This is a genomic window from Caballeronia sp. ATUFL_F1_KS39 (genome assembly GCF_023630985.1).
In the GTDB taxonomy this organism is placed as follows: domain Bacteria; phylum Pseudomonadota; class Gammaproteobacteria; order Burkholderiales; family Burkholderiaceae; genus Caballeronia; species Caballeronia zhejiangensis.
In genome coordinates this window covers 137,839-153,619 of sequence record NZ_JALQDZ010000061.1, presented here as the reverse complement: position 1 = coordinate 153,619, position 15,781 = coordinate 137,839, and the positions used below count along the sequence as shown (strand labels likewise).

Sequence of the window (15,781 nt, the reverse complement as noted above, 5' to 3'; positions counted from 1 at the left end):
GGCCGACTATCCGCGCGCCACGATCGCGTGGCGCAATTCCTGATAGCCGCGCAATCCCGCCACGCCGAGCTCGCGGCCGATTCCGCTCAGTCCGAGTCCGCCCCAGCACGCCTGCGGGAAGATCAACTGCGGTGTGTTGATCCACACGAGGCCCGCGCGCAGCGCATGGCGAAAGCGCCGTGCGGCGTCTTCATCGCGCGTCACGACGGTTGCGACGAGCCCATAACGCGTGCCGTTGGCGAGCGCGATGGCTTCATCGTCGGTGCGGAACGACTTCACGCACGCGACCGGCCCGAACACTTCTTCCGTCCAAAGCACGTTGGCGGCATCCGGTTCGGCGACGACGACCGGCGCCATGAAAAAGCCGTCCGCGCAAGCGCCGTCGAGCGCGCCGCGGAACGCGATGCGCGCGCCGTCCGCCACGCCCTGCTCGACGAGCGCCTGCACGCGCGCACGCTGCGCATGCGATACGAGCGGGCCCATGGCGGCATTTTCGACGTGCGGCGGCGCAACCACGAGCGCGCGCACGGCCGCTTCGAGCGCGGCCACGAACTTGCGATAGACCTCGTCGTGAACGAGGATGCGCGACGTCGCCGAGCACATTTGCCCGGCGTTCGTGAACGCGCCGCCCATTGCGAGCGCGACCGCGTGCTCGATGTCCGCATCGGCGCGCACGATCAGCGCCGATTTCCCGCCGAGTTCGAGCGTCACGCGCTTCATGTCCTGCGCCGCCGTCTGCATCACCTTGCGGCCGACGCCCGTGCTGCCCGTGAACGAAATCTTGTCGATGAGCGGATGCGCCGCGAGCAGCGCGCCGACTTCGCCGCCGCCGTTCACGATATTCACGACGCCATCGGGCACGCCCGCCGCCGTCATGATTTCCGCGAGCAGATGCTCGACCGGCGACGTCAATTCCGACGGCTTCAGCACGGCCGTGCACCCCGCCGCGAGCGCGGGCGCGATCTTCCACGCGGTCGTGACCATCGGGAAATTCCACGGCACGATCAGCGCGGCCACGCCGACCGCTTCGTAATGGCGCTCGCCCGTCACGGCGTCGTCGGGCAATGTCAGCGTCTCGGTCGCAAAAAGCGATGCGTCCGCGCACAGGTCCGCGTAGTAGTCGAACGTGGCGATGGCGTCGCTGACGTCGGTGTCGGCTTCGAGCGGAGGCTTGCCGCTGACTGCTTGCTGCATCGACGAAAGACGCGTGCGGTTCGCAGCGAGCGACTGCGCGATCTTGCGCAGCACCTCGCCGCGCGATGCGGGCGTGCGGTTGCGCCATGCATCGAGCGCGGCGTGCGCGGCACGCACGGCGGCATCGACTTGCGCGGCGTCGGCATGTTCCTGCCAGCCGATGACCGCGCCCGTCGACGCGTTGTGGATCGCGTTGCCCGCTTCCAGAACCGATGCGCCATAGCGCGTGCCCGCGATCGTCGCGGCCGGCAGAAGAATCGAGTGATTGTCGCGGATATTCATGATCGTCCTCGATGGTTCAACGGTACGCGACGCCCGGCATCACGCAGAGCATCTCGAATGCGAGATTCGCGCCGACGAGCGCCGTCGTTCCGGCCTGATCGTAAGGCGGCGAGACCTCGACGAGATCCGCGCCCACGACATTCAGGCCCTTCATGCCGCGCACGATTTCAAGGCCTTGCTGCACGGAAAGGCCGCCGATTTCCGGCGTGCCGGTGCCGGGTGCAAACGAGGGATCGAGCCCGTCGATATCGAAGCTCAGATACACCGGTGCGTCGCCCACGCGCGCGCGGACTTCTTCCATCAACGGCGCGAGCGACCGGTTCCAGCACGCTTCGGCCTGCACGACGGTGAAGCCCTGCTTGCGGCACCAGTCGAAGTCGTCGGCGTGATAGCCCGTGCCGCGCAGACCGATTTGCGTGACCTGATCGCAGCGAAGCAGGCCGTCCTCGACCGCGCGTCGAAACGGCGTGCCGTGCGCGATCTTCTCGCCGAACATCGTGTCGTTGACGTCCGCGTGCGCATCGACGTGCACGACCGCGACCTTGCCGTACTTCTTGTGCAGCGCGCGCAGGATCGGCCACGCGATCGTGTGATCGCCGCCGAGCGTGATCGGGCGACAGCCGCTCGCGACGATCTCGTCGTACGCCGATTCGATCAGCCGCATCGAATCCTTCAGGTCGTAGGGATTCGTCGCGACGTCGCCGATATCGGCCACTTGCAGCGAATCGAAGGGCGCGGCGCGCGTCGCCATGTTGTACGGACGCAGCAGCACCGATTCCGCGCGGATCTGGCGCGGCCCGAAGCGCGCGCCCGAACGGTTCGACGTGCCGATATCGAGCGGCACGCCGACGAAACACGCGTCGAGACCAACGGTGCTCGCCGCCTGCGGCAGCCGCATCATGGTCGCGATGCCGGCGAAGCGCGGCATGTCGTTGCCGCCGAGCGGCTGATTGAGTTCGCGCTGCATCGATACGTCTCCCGTCATCGTTGTAAGGACGGGGCGATGTTAGGCGAGGCGAGCGCCGCGCGAATCACGAAATGGAGATGTTCACATCGAGCCGGTTCGATGTGAACGCGGCTTCAGGTGGCGTGCAGACGAGGATGCTCCTGCCCCCACGCGATCAGATCGCGCTTGGTCCGCACGCCGAGCTTCGCGAACGCGCGCTTCACATACGACTCGGCCGTACCGATTCGCACACCGATGATTTCCGCCGCTTCGGGCACCGTGCGGCCCGTGATCAGATGCGTGCAGATCTCGTATTCGCGCTTCGACAGACGCACGCGATCCTCGGCGATGCGCGCATCGAACTGAGCGAGCGGATGCAGGAACGACGTCGGATGCGCGACGCGTTTCGCGGCGCTCGTCGAAGCATGCAGCTCCAGCAGCGGAAACAGGAACTCGCTCACGTTGCGAAAGCGGTTCATCTCGGCGAGCGTGAACGGCGGCGCATCGAGCGCGCGTTCGAGCGCGATGGAATCCTGCGCGTGCGGCGTGCCGCGCGCGAGCACGCATTCGTGCGCGATCGACGCTTCGTCGAAGAGCCGCTGACGGAATTCGCCCGGCGGAATCGCGCCGATATCGCGCACGACGAGCATCGTCCCGACCTTGCCGCGAATGCCCGCGAAGAGCGGATCGCTGTCGTAGAAGCGGTCGTAGTACAGCGTCATGACATCGGAGATGACGCTCGTGTCCATGCCGACGCCGCTGCTGCCGATCCACTCGCAGCGAAACCCCGTGGGCTTGCTGCGATCGACGCGCGAACGTTCGATGTGCACGACATTGAGCGGCACGACTTCATTGAGAAGCAGCGTGAGACGCGGCACGAAATCCGGCGTGCCGACAGCTTCGATGACTTTGCCGAGCGTCTTGAAAGACAGCGGAAACGCGGCTTGATCCTGATTGAGCGGGGGTACGTTGAGCAGCATGGCGCGCCCCAAAGAAAAGGCTGTCCGATTGTAGATCAAGCGCCGCATCGCCCGCCAGACGGGGATTTCGAGGTAACTAGGTATTTACCCGCAGACCGCTGAAACGCGGCTTGTCCCCCCTGCGGGGGGGCATACCGGGGCATGTCGACCCGGTAACTTTGGCGCACCGATTCATTGAAAACGACGCACCGAAGGAAACACATGAGCAAGCTGATTCAGGACATCGCGCCGCTGGGCGCTGGCATCGGGCAATTCACGCAACTCGATTACGGCATGGACGAAAGCGACTGGCGCGCGGCCGAAGGCAAGCACGGCAACTACGTGATCGGCTGGTGGGAAGGCAAGGTCGGCGCCGTCGATTTCCCCGCGACCACCGCCGACGAAGCCGTCTGGCTTGTCGAAGGCCGCATCGCGCTGACCGATATGAACGGCGCGCGCCGCGAGTTCGCGGCGGGCGAGGGCTATCTGCTGCCGGCCGGTTTCGCGGGCCGCTGGGAAACGATCGAGGACGCGAAGAAGTTCTACGTCGTGCTCGAACCGCAGCAATAACGTCGCGCACCGCGCCCGAGGAGGAGACACGTCATGAACGAAAGCGCGCAACTGTTCGAAGCCGACTTCGCCGCACCCGGCGCATCGCGCGATGTGCGCCGCAAGCCGGCCCGACTGACCGTCGAAGAAGCGCTCGCCCGCACGAAGCTCTCTCCCTACTGGCTCGACAATCCCGCCGAGCCGCCGGCCGAACCGTCGCTCGCGGGCGAAACACGCGCCGATCTTCTGATCGTCGGCGGCGGCTTCACCGGCTTGTGGGCCGCCGTGCAGGCGAAAGAGCAGATGCCCGAACTCGACGTCGTGCTGATCGAAGCAGGACGGGTCGCGCACGGCGCATCGGGGCGCGCGGGCGGCATCATCTCGACATCGGTGATGCACGGCCTGCCCAACGCCGTGCGGGTCTTTCCGAACGATATCGCCGAGCTCGAAGCCTTCGGCCAGCGCAATCTCGACGGCTTCGAAGAGACGCTCGAACGCTATGGCATCGACGCCGATATCGAATGGAACGGCGAGATGACGGTCGCCGTCGATCCCGAGCATATCGACCATCTGCGTGCCGATTACGATCTGCACAGATCGTATGGCCACGACGTCACGCTGCTCGACGCCGCGGCCACGCGCGAACAACTCGATTCGCCGCTGTTCGCGGGCGCGCTGTGGTCGCGCAATCGCAGCGGCATCGTGCATCCGGCGAAGCTCGCGTGGGGTTTGAAACGCGCGGCGCTCGAACTCGGCGTGCGGCTTTACGAGCACAGTCCGCTGATCGACGTGATCGACGAAGGCGCGACCGTCTTCGTGACGACGCCCGCAGGCAGCGTGCGCGCGCCGCGCGTGCTGTTGGGCAGCGGCACCGCGAGAGTCGGCATTCCGGATATCAACCGGCGCGTCCTGCAAGTGCGCGATCACGTACTCGCGACCGAGCCGCTCGCCGGCGAGCAACTTGCGCGCATCGGCTGGAAGCAGCGTCAGGGCATCTACGACACGCGCACGCAGCTCAACTATTTCCGCCTCACGAAGAACAACAACATCATCTTCGGCGGCCTCGTGAGTTATCACTTCGATGGCGATCCGAATCCGCCGCGCGATCGGCAGCGCGACACGTACTACCGTCTCGCGGAGGCGTTCTACAAGACGTTCCCGCAACTGAGCGACGTGCGTTTCTCGCACGCGTGGGGCGGTCCGATCGACTACTGCTCGCGCGGATCGGTATTCGCGAAGCGCTATCTCGGCGACAAGGCCGTGTTCGTCGCGGGCTACACCGGCTTCGGCGTGGCCGCGAGCCGCTTCGGCGCGTTCATGGGCCTGAACATCCTTTTCGATCGCGACAGTCCCGAGCGCGCGCTCGACATCGCCAATCGAAGCCCGACCTACATTCCGCCCGAGCCGGTGCGATGGCTCGCCGCGAAAGTCACGTTCCACGCATTCGACGGCGCCGATGCCGAGGGCGGCTGGAAGCGCGCGTGGATCAAGGGCATCAAGGCGATGGGCTTCCCGATGTGAGCGCGACGACATGTTCTCCAATACATCCGATCTCGACCTGCGCCTCGTGCGCGTCTTTCTCGCGGTCGTCGACGCGCGCGGCATCACCGCCGCGCAAGCGTCGCTCGGCGTGCGCCAGTCGACCATCAGCTCGCAGCTTTCCGCGCTCGAGGCGCGCGTCGGCTTCAGGCTGTGCGAACGCGGACGCGGCGGCTTTCGGCTGACGTCCAAAGGCGAGCGTTTCGTGATGTCGGCGCGGGCGCTGATCGGCGCGACATCGCAATTCGTCGCGCAGGTGCGCGACATCGATCGCAAGCTGGTCGGCACGCTGTCGATCGGGTTGATCGGACAGGCATCGCATGTCGAGAACGCGCGGCTCGCGGAAGCTATCGGCGCATTTCGCAAGCGCGATCAGGCCGTGCGTTTCGCGATGCACGTCGCGCCGCCGCAGGAACTCGAAGAAAGCCTCGTCAATCGCGAACTCGATCTGGCGATCGGCTATTTCTGGCATCGCGTCGCGGGGCTGTCGTACAGCAGGCTGTTCAACGAGCGGCAAGTGATCTGCTGCGGGCGCGGACATCCGCTCTTTCATGCGGACCCGCTCGTGACGCCCGACGATCTGCGCGCGCACGACTGGATCTGGCGCAGCTATCCGGTGCCGGAAGAACTCGCGGGCATCGGCGAGCGGCGCGTGACGGCGATCGCGGACAGCATCGACGCGGCCACCGTGCTGATCCTGTCGGGCAGTCATATCGGCTATTTGCCCGCGCATCACGCGGACGCCTTCGAGCAGCGCGGACTGATCCGCGTGCTGGGACGCACCGCGTTCGGCTTCGACGTGCCGCTGCATCTCGCGATGAAGCGCGACATGGCCGACAAAGCCATCGTTCGAGCCTTCTGTGAAGACCTTTTCGGCGTCTATGGCGCGCGCGAGATTCATCACGATGAGCCTGAACGCGCGGTAGCAACGTGCCCGATGTGAACGCCTTGATGACGCATTACGGCGCGCATTCCGACGCAACGGAATGACCGCCGATAACAACGGAGCGAGACAACATGGCAGACAACACCAGCGACAGCACCAGCATCACGAAGATCGAAACCTACGGTTTCGAGCGCATTCCCGACGCTTCGCGATACGCGCGGCCCATCGATCTGTTCCGCCTGCTGTTCGGCGGCTGCAATACGTTTTCGACTTCGGTGCTCGGCAGCTTTCCGGTGCTCGTCGGCCTTTCGTTCGAAGCGAGCGTGTGGTCCATCGTGATCGGCGTGCTCGCGGGCACCTGCATGCTCGCGCCGATGAGCCTCTTCGGGCCGCGCAACGGCACGAGCGATCCGGTGTCGTCGGGGGCGCACTTCGGCATTCATGGCCGCATCGTCGGATCGTTTCTCGCGGTGCTCACATCGGTCGCGTTCTTCTCGCTCGCCGTATGGAGTTCGGGCGATGCGCTCGTCGGCGGCGCGCACGACATGATCGGCTTGCCGGTCAATCCGTGGACGCTCGGCACGGCGTATCTGGTGTTCGCGGTGCTCGTGCTGATCGTCTGCATCTACGGATTTCGCTTCATGCTGTGGGTGAACAAGATCGCCGTGTGGGCGGCGAGCCTCATGTTCGTGCTCGGCGCATTCGCGTTCGCGGAGCCTTTCGACGTCCACTACGCGGGCACGCTTCAGCACGGCAGCGCGGGCTTCTGGGCGGCGTTCGTCGGCGCGGCGCTGGTCGCGTTGAGCAATCCGGTTTCGTTCGCGTCGACGCTCGGCGACTGGGCGCGCTACATTCCGCAATCAACGCCGCGCCACCGCGTGATGGGCGCCGTGTTTCTCGCGCAGATCGCGACGTTCTTGCCGTTCCTCTTCGGCCTCGTCACCGCGACGATCATCGCGACGCAAGCGCCGAGCTTCATCAGCTCGAACGACTACGTGGGCGGCTTGCTTGCGGTATCGCCGCGCTGGTTCCTGTTGCCGATGTGTCTGATCGCGATCATCGGCGGACTGTCGACGGGCACGACCGCGCTCTACGGCACGGGCCTCGACACGTCGAGCATGTTCCCGAAGTTCCTCAACCGCGTGCGCGCGACGGCGCTGATCGGCCTGCTCGCCATCGGCTTCATTTTCGTGGGGCGTTTCGCGTTCAACCTCGTGGAAAGCGTGGCGACGTTCTCGACGCTCATCTGCACCTTCAGTTGCCCGTGGATGGCGATCATGGTGATCGGCTTCGTGCAGCGCGGCGGTTTCTATCTGGCCGACGATCTGCAAGTGTTCAATCGCGGCGGGCGCGGCGGCCACTATTGGTATAGCCACGGCTGGAACTGGCGCGCGATGGGCGCATGGCTGCCGGCCGCGTTCATCGGGCTGACGTTCGTGAATCTGCCGGGACAGTTCGCCGGGCCGCTCGGCGCGCTCGCGGGCGGCTGCGATCTCAGCGTGCCGGTTTCGTTCGTCGTGGGCGGCGCGCTGTATCTGACGATGCTGCGGCTCTTTCCCGAACCCGACGCCGTTCACGGTCCGCAAGGGCGCCGTCTCGTCGGCGCGTCGCGCGAATCTTCACGCACGAGCGCGCACGTTCCGATCACGGCGCGCGTGCGCGAGGATTGACTTTCATAACGCTCGTCTATTCGAACATTCGGACGATAGATTTAATCCACCGTTGATCCAGCGCTTTTCCAGTATCGGTTCAACACATGGACGTTATTCACGCGTGTGTTTCAGTGCGGATCGCAAAGGCGATCCGAGACGGAATACATCGCGTTCCGGCATTCCCCGACAGGAGACGAGATGTCCGAGCCGAAACATCCAGCCGGTGCAGAAGCGCGTCGAGTCTTTCTGAAGAACGTTGCGGTCGCCGGCATGGCGACGGGCCTGTCGGGCGTCGTAGGCGATGCGCTGGCGCAGGCCGACGCGTCGCCATCGGGCGGGACGGGCGCGGCGTCGAAGCCGGCGACGCGCGCGACGCTCGACATCAATCAGCAGTACGCCAACTTCCTTAACTTCGCGGATGCACAGGACTTCGAGGACGCGCGCCGCGGCCTGATCGCCACGCTGCCCGAACCGGTGGTGATTCCCGGCCAAGGGAATTTTCCGGCCTGGAACCTTCAGACGTTCGCGTTCGTGAACGGCGGCCCGGACAACAATGCGCCGCCCACGGTCAATCCGAGCCTGTGGCGCAACGCCAAGCTCAACATGAATCACGGCCTGTTCACGGTCGTCGAGGGCATCTGGCAAGTGCGCGGCTACGATCTTTCGGTGATGAGCATCATCCGCGGAGATCAGGGTTATATCGTCGTGGATCCGTTCATCACGACGGAAGTCGCGTCGACGGTGTGGAAGCAACTCGTCATTCCGCATCTGGGCGACAAGCCGATCACGCACGTCATCTACACGCACAGTCACGTCGATCACTACGGCGGCGTGCGCGGGCTCGTCAGCGATCAGGATCTGCAATCGGGGAAAGTGAAGATCGTCGCGCCGGTCGGATTCACCGACGCCGCCGTGGGCGAGAACGTCATCGCCGGCAACGCGATGGGACGCCGCGCGAGCTACATGTACGGCTCGCTGCTGCCGCGCAGCCCGACCGGCATCGTCGATGGCGGCCTCGGGAAGACGACGTCCGTCGGCACGATCACGCTCGCCTTCCCGACGATATTCGCGGAGAAGACCGGGCAGAAGATGACGCTCGACGGCGTCGAGATCGAGGTGTTGATGGCGCCGGAATCGGAAGCGCCGTCCGAATTCATGTTCTACCTGCCGAAATTCAAGGCGTTCTGCGCGGCCGAGGACGCAACGCACACGCTGCACAATCTCTACACGCTGCGTGGCGCGAAGGTTCGCGACGGGCTGCTCTGGTCGAAGTATCTGCAGACGTCCATCGACATGTGGGGCGCGGATGCGCAAGTGCTGTTCGCCTCGCATTACTGGCCGACGTGGGGCAATGACCGCATCCAGCCGTTTCTGCGCGCGCAGCGCGACATGTACCGGTATCTGCACGATCAGACCTTGCGGCTCGCGAACATGGGACAGACGCCGCTCGAAATCGGCGAAGCGATTCGTCTGCCCGACAGCCTCGCGAAGCACTGGTATTGCCGCAGCTATTACGGCACCGTTTATCACGACGCGGTCGCGCAATACAACTTGCGTCTGGGCTTTTTCGACGGCGTACCCGCGAATCTGCACAGGCTTCCGCCGACCGAAAGCGGCAAGCGCTACGTCGAATACATGGGCGGCGCGGCGGCGGTCATCAGGAAGGCGCACGCGTCCTACGACAAGGGCGAATACCGATGGGTCGCCGAAGTCATGAATCACGTCGTGTTCGCGGAGCCGCAGAACGTCGCCGCGAAGCAGTTGCTCGCGGACGCCTATGAGCAGCTCGGCTATCAGGCCGAATCCGCGCCGTGGCGCAATTTCTATCTGACGGGCGCGATGGAGTTGCGCAAGGGCATTCAGAAAGTGCCCGCGCCGCAGCCGCAAAGCCCGGACACGATCCGCGCGATGCCGCTCGACATGTTCCTCGACTTTCTCGGCATCCGTCTGAATGGCGAACGCGCGGCGGGCAAGACCGTCACGTTCAATCTCACGCTCACCGACACGAAAGAGCAGGTCGTGCTCGGCGTGGAGAACAGCGCGATCCATTACTCGAAGGGCACGACGTCGGGCGCGGCCGATGCATCGATCACGATGACGCGCGAGAACCTGAACAACATCATGCTCGGCACGACGAACATGCAGAAGCTCGTGATGTCCGGCGAAGCCAAGGTGGACGGCAACAGCCAGCAGCTCGGCGCGTTTCTCACCTGGCTCGACACGTTCGAGTTTTACTTCAATATCGTCACGCCTTGAGGGGCCGACATGTGCGCCATCTGCAACTTCAAGATCGAATTCGGCGTCGGTCATCCGGCGGCGCTGACGGTCGCGGTCGCCGCGCGCAAGGCCATCGAGGCCGGGCTGATCGATCCCGCCGATACCGGGCAAGGGCCGCTCGCCGCGGCGCGCGCGCGCATGTCGGCGATCGATGCGCTGAATCTGCTGCAGGCGCGCATCGAGGAAACGCACACGCCGGACGAGCTTCTCGCGCTGCCGGAGTTCTACGTGTTCCTCGTCGAAAGCGATACGTGGGGGTTCTTTCGCGCGACCGTCGATGGCTTCGATCCCGACATCGTCCCCGAGCTGCCGGACGTGACGGCAACCGACGCATCGCGGCGCAGCAACATCGTCGTGATGCCGGAGGCGGGCTTGCGCGCATGGCTCGCCGGACGGATCGGCGCGCGCGCGGCGCTCGGCGATGCGCTCTTTCACGTCGACGCGCCGGCGCTCGCCGGAACGACGCTGGCGACGATGCTCGCGAGCGCCGAATCTTCCGTGGCCGACGCGCGCTGAAGGAGCGCCGATGACGGTTTTAGTCGATCATCCGGAAGGTTTGTTCGTCGTGCTGCTCGCGCTGTTCATCGGCGCGGTGGCGTGCGGCGCGCACGTATTGCGGCGCTTCGCCGTGCTGCCGCCGGAGGATCGCGAAGACTTCAACATCATCCAGACTTCCACGCTGACCTTGCTTGCGCTGCTCGTCGGCTTCAGCCTTTCGATGGCGGTGAATCGCTACGACTTGCGCAAGACGCTGGAGGAAAGCGAGGCGAACGCGATCGGCACCGAATATGCGCGCGCCGATCTCGTCGATGCCGCGACCGGCGCGAAGATCAAGTCCGCGCTGCTCCGCTATACGAAGCTGAGACTGGCGAACTACACGACGCGCGCGCCCGATGCGCTCGCGACGATCGTCCGCGATACGTCGAATGTCGAAACGGAGCTGTGGCAGCTCGCGACGCAAGTGGCGAAGGATCAGCCGACGCCCATCGGCGCGCTCGTCGTCGCCGGCATGAACGACGTGCTGAACTCGCAGGACTACTCGGAGGCAGCGCGCATCAACCATATTCCGCTGGGCGCGTGGTATCTGATGATCATCATCGCGCTGCTCGGCTGCGTGATGCAGGGCTACGGCGCGAAGGGCAAGCTGACCAAAGGGCTGCTCATCACGATTCTTCCGGCGACGGTCGCGCTGTCGCTCGCGCTGATCGCCGACATCGACAGTCCGAAAGGCGGATTGATCCGCGTCGAGCCGCGCGATCTCACGCGGTTGCTGCAGTCGATCGGAGCGTGAGAGCCATGGCGCGCGTCCGGCTGCGTGCTATCTTTTTGAGTGGAAGCAGATCTTCCGCCCAGGAGAGATCGTGGACGTCGCCGCCTGGCTGCGCAGCCTCGGAATGGAACGGTACGAGCCGGTGTTTCGCGAGAACGCCATCGACGCCGACGTGCTGCGCAATCTCACCGCCGACGACCTGAAGGAACTCGGCGTTGCGCCGGTCGGGCATCGGCGCAAGCTGCTCGATGCGCTGGCCGGACTGCCGCATGCGTCCATCAAACCGGGCGATGAAGGAGAGCGGCGGCAAGTCGCCGTGCTTTTCGCCGACCTGTGCGGCTTCACGCAGATGAGCCGGGAAATCGACGCGGAAGAAGTGCTCGACGTGCTCGATCGATACTTCGAGCAGGTCGATCGCATCGTGGAGCTGCATGGCGGCCATGTCGACAAGCACGTCGGCGACTCGGTGATGGCGGTCTTCGGCGCGCCGGTCTCGCATGGAAACGATGCCGAACGCGCCGTGCGCGCCGCGCTCGCAATCGACGACGCGATGCCCGGCCTGTCGCGCGCGCTCGGTCGCGCGGTTTGCGTGCACATCGGCATTGCGGGCGGCGAGGTCGTCGCGAGCGGCACGGGCAGCGCGACGCATCGGGCGTACACCGTCACCGGCGACACCGTCAATCTCGCGTCGCGTCTCACGGACGCGGCCGGCACCGGAGAAATCCTCGTATCGGAGGCCGTGCGGCGTCATCTGGCCGAGCGTCTCGATTGCGTCGAACGCGGCGCGCTGTCCGTCAAGGGATTCGCCGATCCGGTTCCGGCATGGCGCATCGCCGGCATTCGACACGCGCCGCCGATCCGGCCGATGGTCGGCCGCTGCGAAGATCTGCTCGCGTTCCGGACCGTGCTCGGCTCGTGCCGCGCGACGGGCCATGGACGCACGATCGTGCTGCGCGGCGAGGCGGGCATCGGCAAGACGCGCCTCGTCGAAGCGTTCGAAAGCGCCGCGCGGGATGCGGGATTCGTCTGTCACGGCGGGCTCGTGCTCGACTTCGGCGCGGCGACCGGACGAGGCGCGATTCAATCGCTCGTGCGCGGACTGCTCGCGCTCGACAATCCGAACGATGACGCAACGATAGGGCAGGGCATCGCCCAGGCGATCGCCGCCGGTTCGATCGATGAAGGCGATGCGCTCTTTCTCGAAGACCTGCTCGACATGCCCATGCCGCTCGCGGATCGCACGGTCTTCGAGGCAATGGACAACGCGATGCGCGTTCGCGGCCGGCGCGATGTCGTGGCGCGGCTCGTTCGTCGCGCGAGCGGCCGGCATCCGCGGTTTCTTGCCGTCGAAGACATTCACTGGTCGGATGCGCCGACGCTGGCGGACCTCGCGGCGCTATCCGCGACGGCGGCGGATTGCGCGGCCGTGCTCGTACTGACCGCGCGCCCGTTATCCGAAACCTTCGACGCGTCCTGGCACGCCGCGCACGGCGCGCCGTATTCGCTCATCGATCTCGGACCGTTGAGCGCAAGCGAGGCGCGCGTCATGGCCGAATCGTTTCCCGGCGCGACGGCGGATCTCGCGGAGCGCTGCATCGCGCGGGCGGCGGGCAATCCGCTGTTTCTCGAACAGTTGCTGAACCACGCGCAGGACGGCGCGGAATCCGGCGTGCCCGGCTCGGTGCGCAGTCTCGTGCAGGCGCGGCTCGACCGGCTCGATTCCGCCGGCAAGACCGCTTTGCAGGCGGCGTCGGTGCTCGGGCAGCTCGTCGAGAAGGATGCAGTCGATTTTCTCGTCGATGAAACCGGCGCCGGCGCCGCGCTCGAATCGCCGTCGATGGATCGCCTGGTGCGACGCCAGGGCGCCGGCTTCATCTTCCACCACGCGCTGGTCCGCGACGCGATCTACGACGGGCTGCTGAAAAGCCGTCGCCGCGCGTTGCATCGTCGCGCGGCGCAGTGGTTCGGCGAGCGCGATCCGGTTCTGCGCGCCGAGCATCTCGATCGCGCCGCGGATCGCGCAGCGGCGCTCGCCTATTGCGACGCGGCGCGCGTGCAGGCGTCGGCGTATCGGCATGAAGCGGCGCTTCGGCTCGTCGCGCGCGGGCTCGAAATCGCGGATGCGGACAGCGACCGCGCCGCGCTCGAATGCCTGCGCGGCACGATCCTGCACGACGCGGGCGACATGACATCGGCGCTCGCGGCGTTCGAAACCGCGCTCGGCTTCGCCACGACCGACACGGCGCGCTGTCACGCGTGGATCGGGCGCGCGACGGTGAAGCGCGTCATCGACGATCTCGACGGCGCGTGGGCCGATCTGAATCGCGCCGCATCGGCCGCGACCGCGCAAGGACTGCTGCGCGAGGAAGCGCGCATCCATTTCCTGCGCGGCAACCTGTGTTTTCCGCGCGGCGATATCGAAGGCTGCGTGCGCGAACACGAACGCAGCCTCGCGCTCGCGCAGCAAGCGGGCGACGCGGAACTGGAGGCCGCCGCGCTCGGCGGAATCGGCGACGCGCAGTACATGCGCGGACGGATGATCAGCGCGAACGACGCCTTCAGCCGCTGCATCGAGCTGTGCCGGCGCCACGGATTCGGACGGATCGAAGTCGCCAATCTGCCGATGCACGCGATCACCGCATGGTTCGCGGGCGCGGCGAACGCGGGGCTCGATGCGGCGCTCGCGAGCGTGGCCGCGGCGGAGAAGGTCGGGCAGTTGCGGGCGCTCGCGGTTGCGCATCATGCGGCGTTTCACTGCCTGCACGATCTCGCGCAGTGGGATCGCGCGTGGGAGCATGTCGGCCCGGCGCTGCGCTGTGCGCGCGAACTGAAATCGAGGCGCTTCGAAGGCGAGGCGCTCGCGTTGCGCGCGGAATTGCATCGTGTCGCGGGACGCCGGCGCGACGCGCTCGACGATATCGAAGAGGCGCTGTCGATCAGCCGCGAGACCGGCATGACGTATCTGGGCGCCGCGTATCTCGGCGTGCTGGCGCGTTCGACGGACGACGTCGCGGTCTTCGACAGCGCGCTCGCGGAAGGCGAAGCTCTGCTCGCCAGCGGCGCGGTGAGCCACAACCACTTTCTCTTTCGGCGCGACGCGATAGACGCGTGCCTCGATCGCGGACTTCTGGACGCGGCCGCGCATCACGCTGCGGCGCTCGAAGATTACGCGCGACGCGAGCCATCGCCGTTTTCGGCATTCGTCGTGGCGCGGGCGCGCGCGCTCGTCGCGCATGGCAAGGGCGACCGGAAAGCGGCGTCGACGGATGCGCTACAGCGGCTCGCGCAAGAGGGCAGGAAGCGCGGCTTGGTTTACGCGCTCGCAGCAATCGATGACGCGCTGCGTCGATGAGGACGGCGATCATGTGGAACGAATGGACGCGTCGAATCAAGGTCTTCGTTCAACGCTTCTGGCAGCCGACGAGCGCATGCATGACGTGCATGCCCGGCAGCTGGGGCAATATCGCCAGCGCCGCGCACTGGATGGTGGCGTTCAAGACCGGGCTTCTGACCGGACTGCTCGCGCTGCTTCTGACCTTCACGCCCGCCGCGAAACTCTACGGAAACCGGTACGGCAATGCGGCGCTCGTCGGCGTGCTCACCGCGATCGGCGATGCGTATGCGCATCCGGGCCACTATCGTCTGCCTTACGTCGAGCATGTGCTGACGGGCGCCGTCTCCATGCTTCTCGCGCTGCTCGCTTCGTATCTGTTCGAGGACCGCGCGCGGCGCCTTCGGGTGGCGTGGCGACGCGTGTTCGGGTAGCCGGCGTCGTATGATCCGCGAGCAAGCCAATCTCGAATCAGGATCGCCAATGTCATCGAGCATCAACAAGCAGGATCTGGAAGCGATGTCGAGCTTCCGTTACGAGCTGCGCAAGTTCCTGCGCGTGTCGGAGGAAGTCTGCAACGCGGCCGGCATCACGACGCTTCAGTACCAGTTGCTTCTGCATGTACGCGGATTTCCCGAACGGCGCTGGGCCACCGTGGGCGAGCTCGCGGAACGGCTGCAGGCCGCGCCGAACGGCACCGCGGCGCTGGTGTCGCGATGCGAGACGGCGGGACTCGTCACGCGCAAAACCGACAAGACCGATCGCCGTCAAGTGCAGGTTCACCTCACCGCGAAGGGCGAGCGGTGCCTGCTCAGGCTCGCTGCAGAACACAAGGCGCACTATGGATCGTTCGGCTGGGTGTTCGGTCCGCAGGAAGTGTGATGCAACTTTTATGT

The 15,781-nt window shown here is 65.8% G+C and carries 13 protein-coding genes; 10 read left to right on the top strand and 3 right to left on the bottom strand.

Annotated elements, in window-relative coordinates:
- Positions 1-6: 6 nt before the first annotated feature.
- From NCR93_RS29825 to NCR93_RS29815, 3 genes are all read right to left on the bottom strand, one after another.
- The gene (locus tag NCR93_RS29825) at positions 7-1,476 is read right to left on the bottom strand and encodes an aldehyde dehydrogenase family protein (RefSeq protein WP_175982399.1); all 1,470 of its coding nucleotides are present in this window, start codon (positions 1,474-1,476) and stop codon (positions 7-9) included.
- Positions 1,477-1,492: 16 nt separating this feature from the next.
- Positions 1,493-2,443, bottom strand: coding sequence for an agmatinase (gene speB, locus NCR93_RS29820; RefSeq protein ID WP_175982400.1), 951 nt, complete (start codon positions 2,441-2,443; stop codon positions 1,493-1,495).
- Positions 2,444-2,556: 113 nt separating this feature from the next.
- A complete protein-coding gene (locus tag NCR93_RS29815) occupies positions 2,557-3,402 on the bottom strand; it encodes a helix-turn-helix transcriptional regulator (RefSeq protein WP_008345332.1) in 846 nt (281 codons plus the stop codon).
- A gap of 201 nt (positions 3,403-3,603) precedes the next feature.
- Between NCR93_RS29815 and NCR93_RS29810 the strand changes: the two genes are divergently transcribed.
- The 10 genes from NCR93_RS29810 to NCR93_RS29765 all read left to right on the top strand — a co-directional run bounded on the left by NCR93_RS29810 (position 3,604) and on the right by NCR93_RS29765 (position 15,767).
- The gene (locus NCR93_RS29810; protein WP_175982401.1) at positions 3,604-3,951 is read left to right on the top strand and encodes a cupin domain-containing protein; all 348 of its coding nucleotides are present in this window, start codon (positions 3,604-3,606) and stop codon (positions 3,949-3,951) included.
- 33 nt (positions 3,952-3,984) lie between these two features.
- On the top strand, positions 3,985-5,451 hold the full coding sequence (locus NCR93_RS29805) for an NAD(P)/FAD-dependent oxidoreductase (protein WP_175982402.1): 1,467 nt from the start codon (positions 3,985-3,987) through the stop codon (positions 5,449-5,451).
- Between the two features lie 10 nt (positions 5,452-5,461).
- Positions 5,462-6,412 carry a LysR family transcriptional regulator gene (locus NCR93_RS29800; RefSeq protein WP_175982403.1) on the top strand — a complete coding sequence of 317 codons (951 nt, stop codon included), beginning with the start codon at positions 5,462-5,464 and terminating at the stop codon, positions 6,410-6,412.
- Positions 6,413-6,486: 74 nt separating this feature from the next.
- Positions 6,487-8,025, top strand: a complete 1,539-nt coding sequence (locus NCR93_RS29795; protein ID WP_175982404.1) for a purine-cytosine permease family protein — start codon at positions 6,487-6,489, stop codon at positions 8,023-8,025.
- 180 nt (positions 8,026-8,205) lie between these two features.
- The gene (locus NCR93_RS29790; protein WP_175982405.1) at positions 8,206-10,263 is read left to right on the top strand and encodes an alkyl/aryl-sulfatase; all 2,058 of its coding nucleotides are present in this window, start codon (positions 8,206-8,208) and stop codon (positions 10,261-10,263) included.
- A 9-nt stretch (positions 10,264-10,272) separates the two neighbouring features.
- Positions 10,273-10,800, top strand: coding sequence for a hypothetical protein (locus NCR93_RS29785; RefSeq protein WP_175982406.1), 528 nt, complete (start codon positions 10,273-10,275; stop codon positions 10,798-10,800).
- Between the two features lie 10 nt (positions 10,801-10,810).
- Positions 10,811-11,575: a bestrophin-like domain gene (locus NCR93_RS29780; RefSeq protein WP_008345338.1), complete on the top strand. Its 765-nt coding sequence runs from the start codon at positions 10,811-10,813 to the stop codon at positions 11,573-11,575.
- 70 nt (positions 11,576-11,645) lie between these two features.
- On the top strand, positions 11,646-14,906 hold the full coding sequence (locus tag NCR93_RS29775) for an adenylate/guanylate cyclase domain-containing protein (RefSeq protein WP_175982407.1): 3,261 nt from the start codon (positions 11,646-11,648) through the stop codon (positions 14,904-14,906).
- 11 nt (positions 14,907-14,917) lie between these two features.
- Positions 14,918-15,319: a hypothetical protein gene (locus tag NCR93_RS29770; protein ID WP_008345340.1), complete on the top strand. Its 402-nt coding sequence runs from the start codon at positions 14,918-14,920 to the stop codon at positions 15,317-15,319.
- Between the two features lie 49 nt (positions 15,320-15,368).
- Entirely contained in the window at positions 15,369-15,767 is a 399-nt protein-coding gene (locus NCR93_RS29765; protein WP_008345341.1) for a MarR family winged helix-turn-helix transcriptional regulator, read from the top strand.
- The last annotated feature ends 14 nt before the right edge of the window (positions 15,768-15,781 follow it).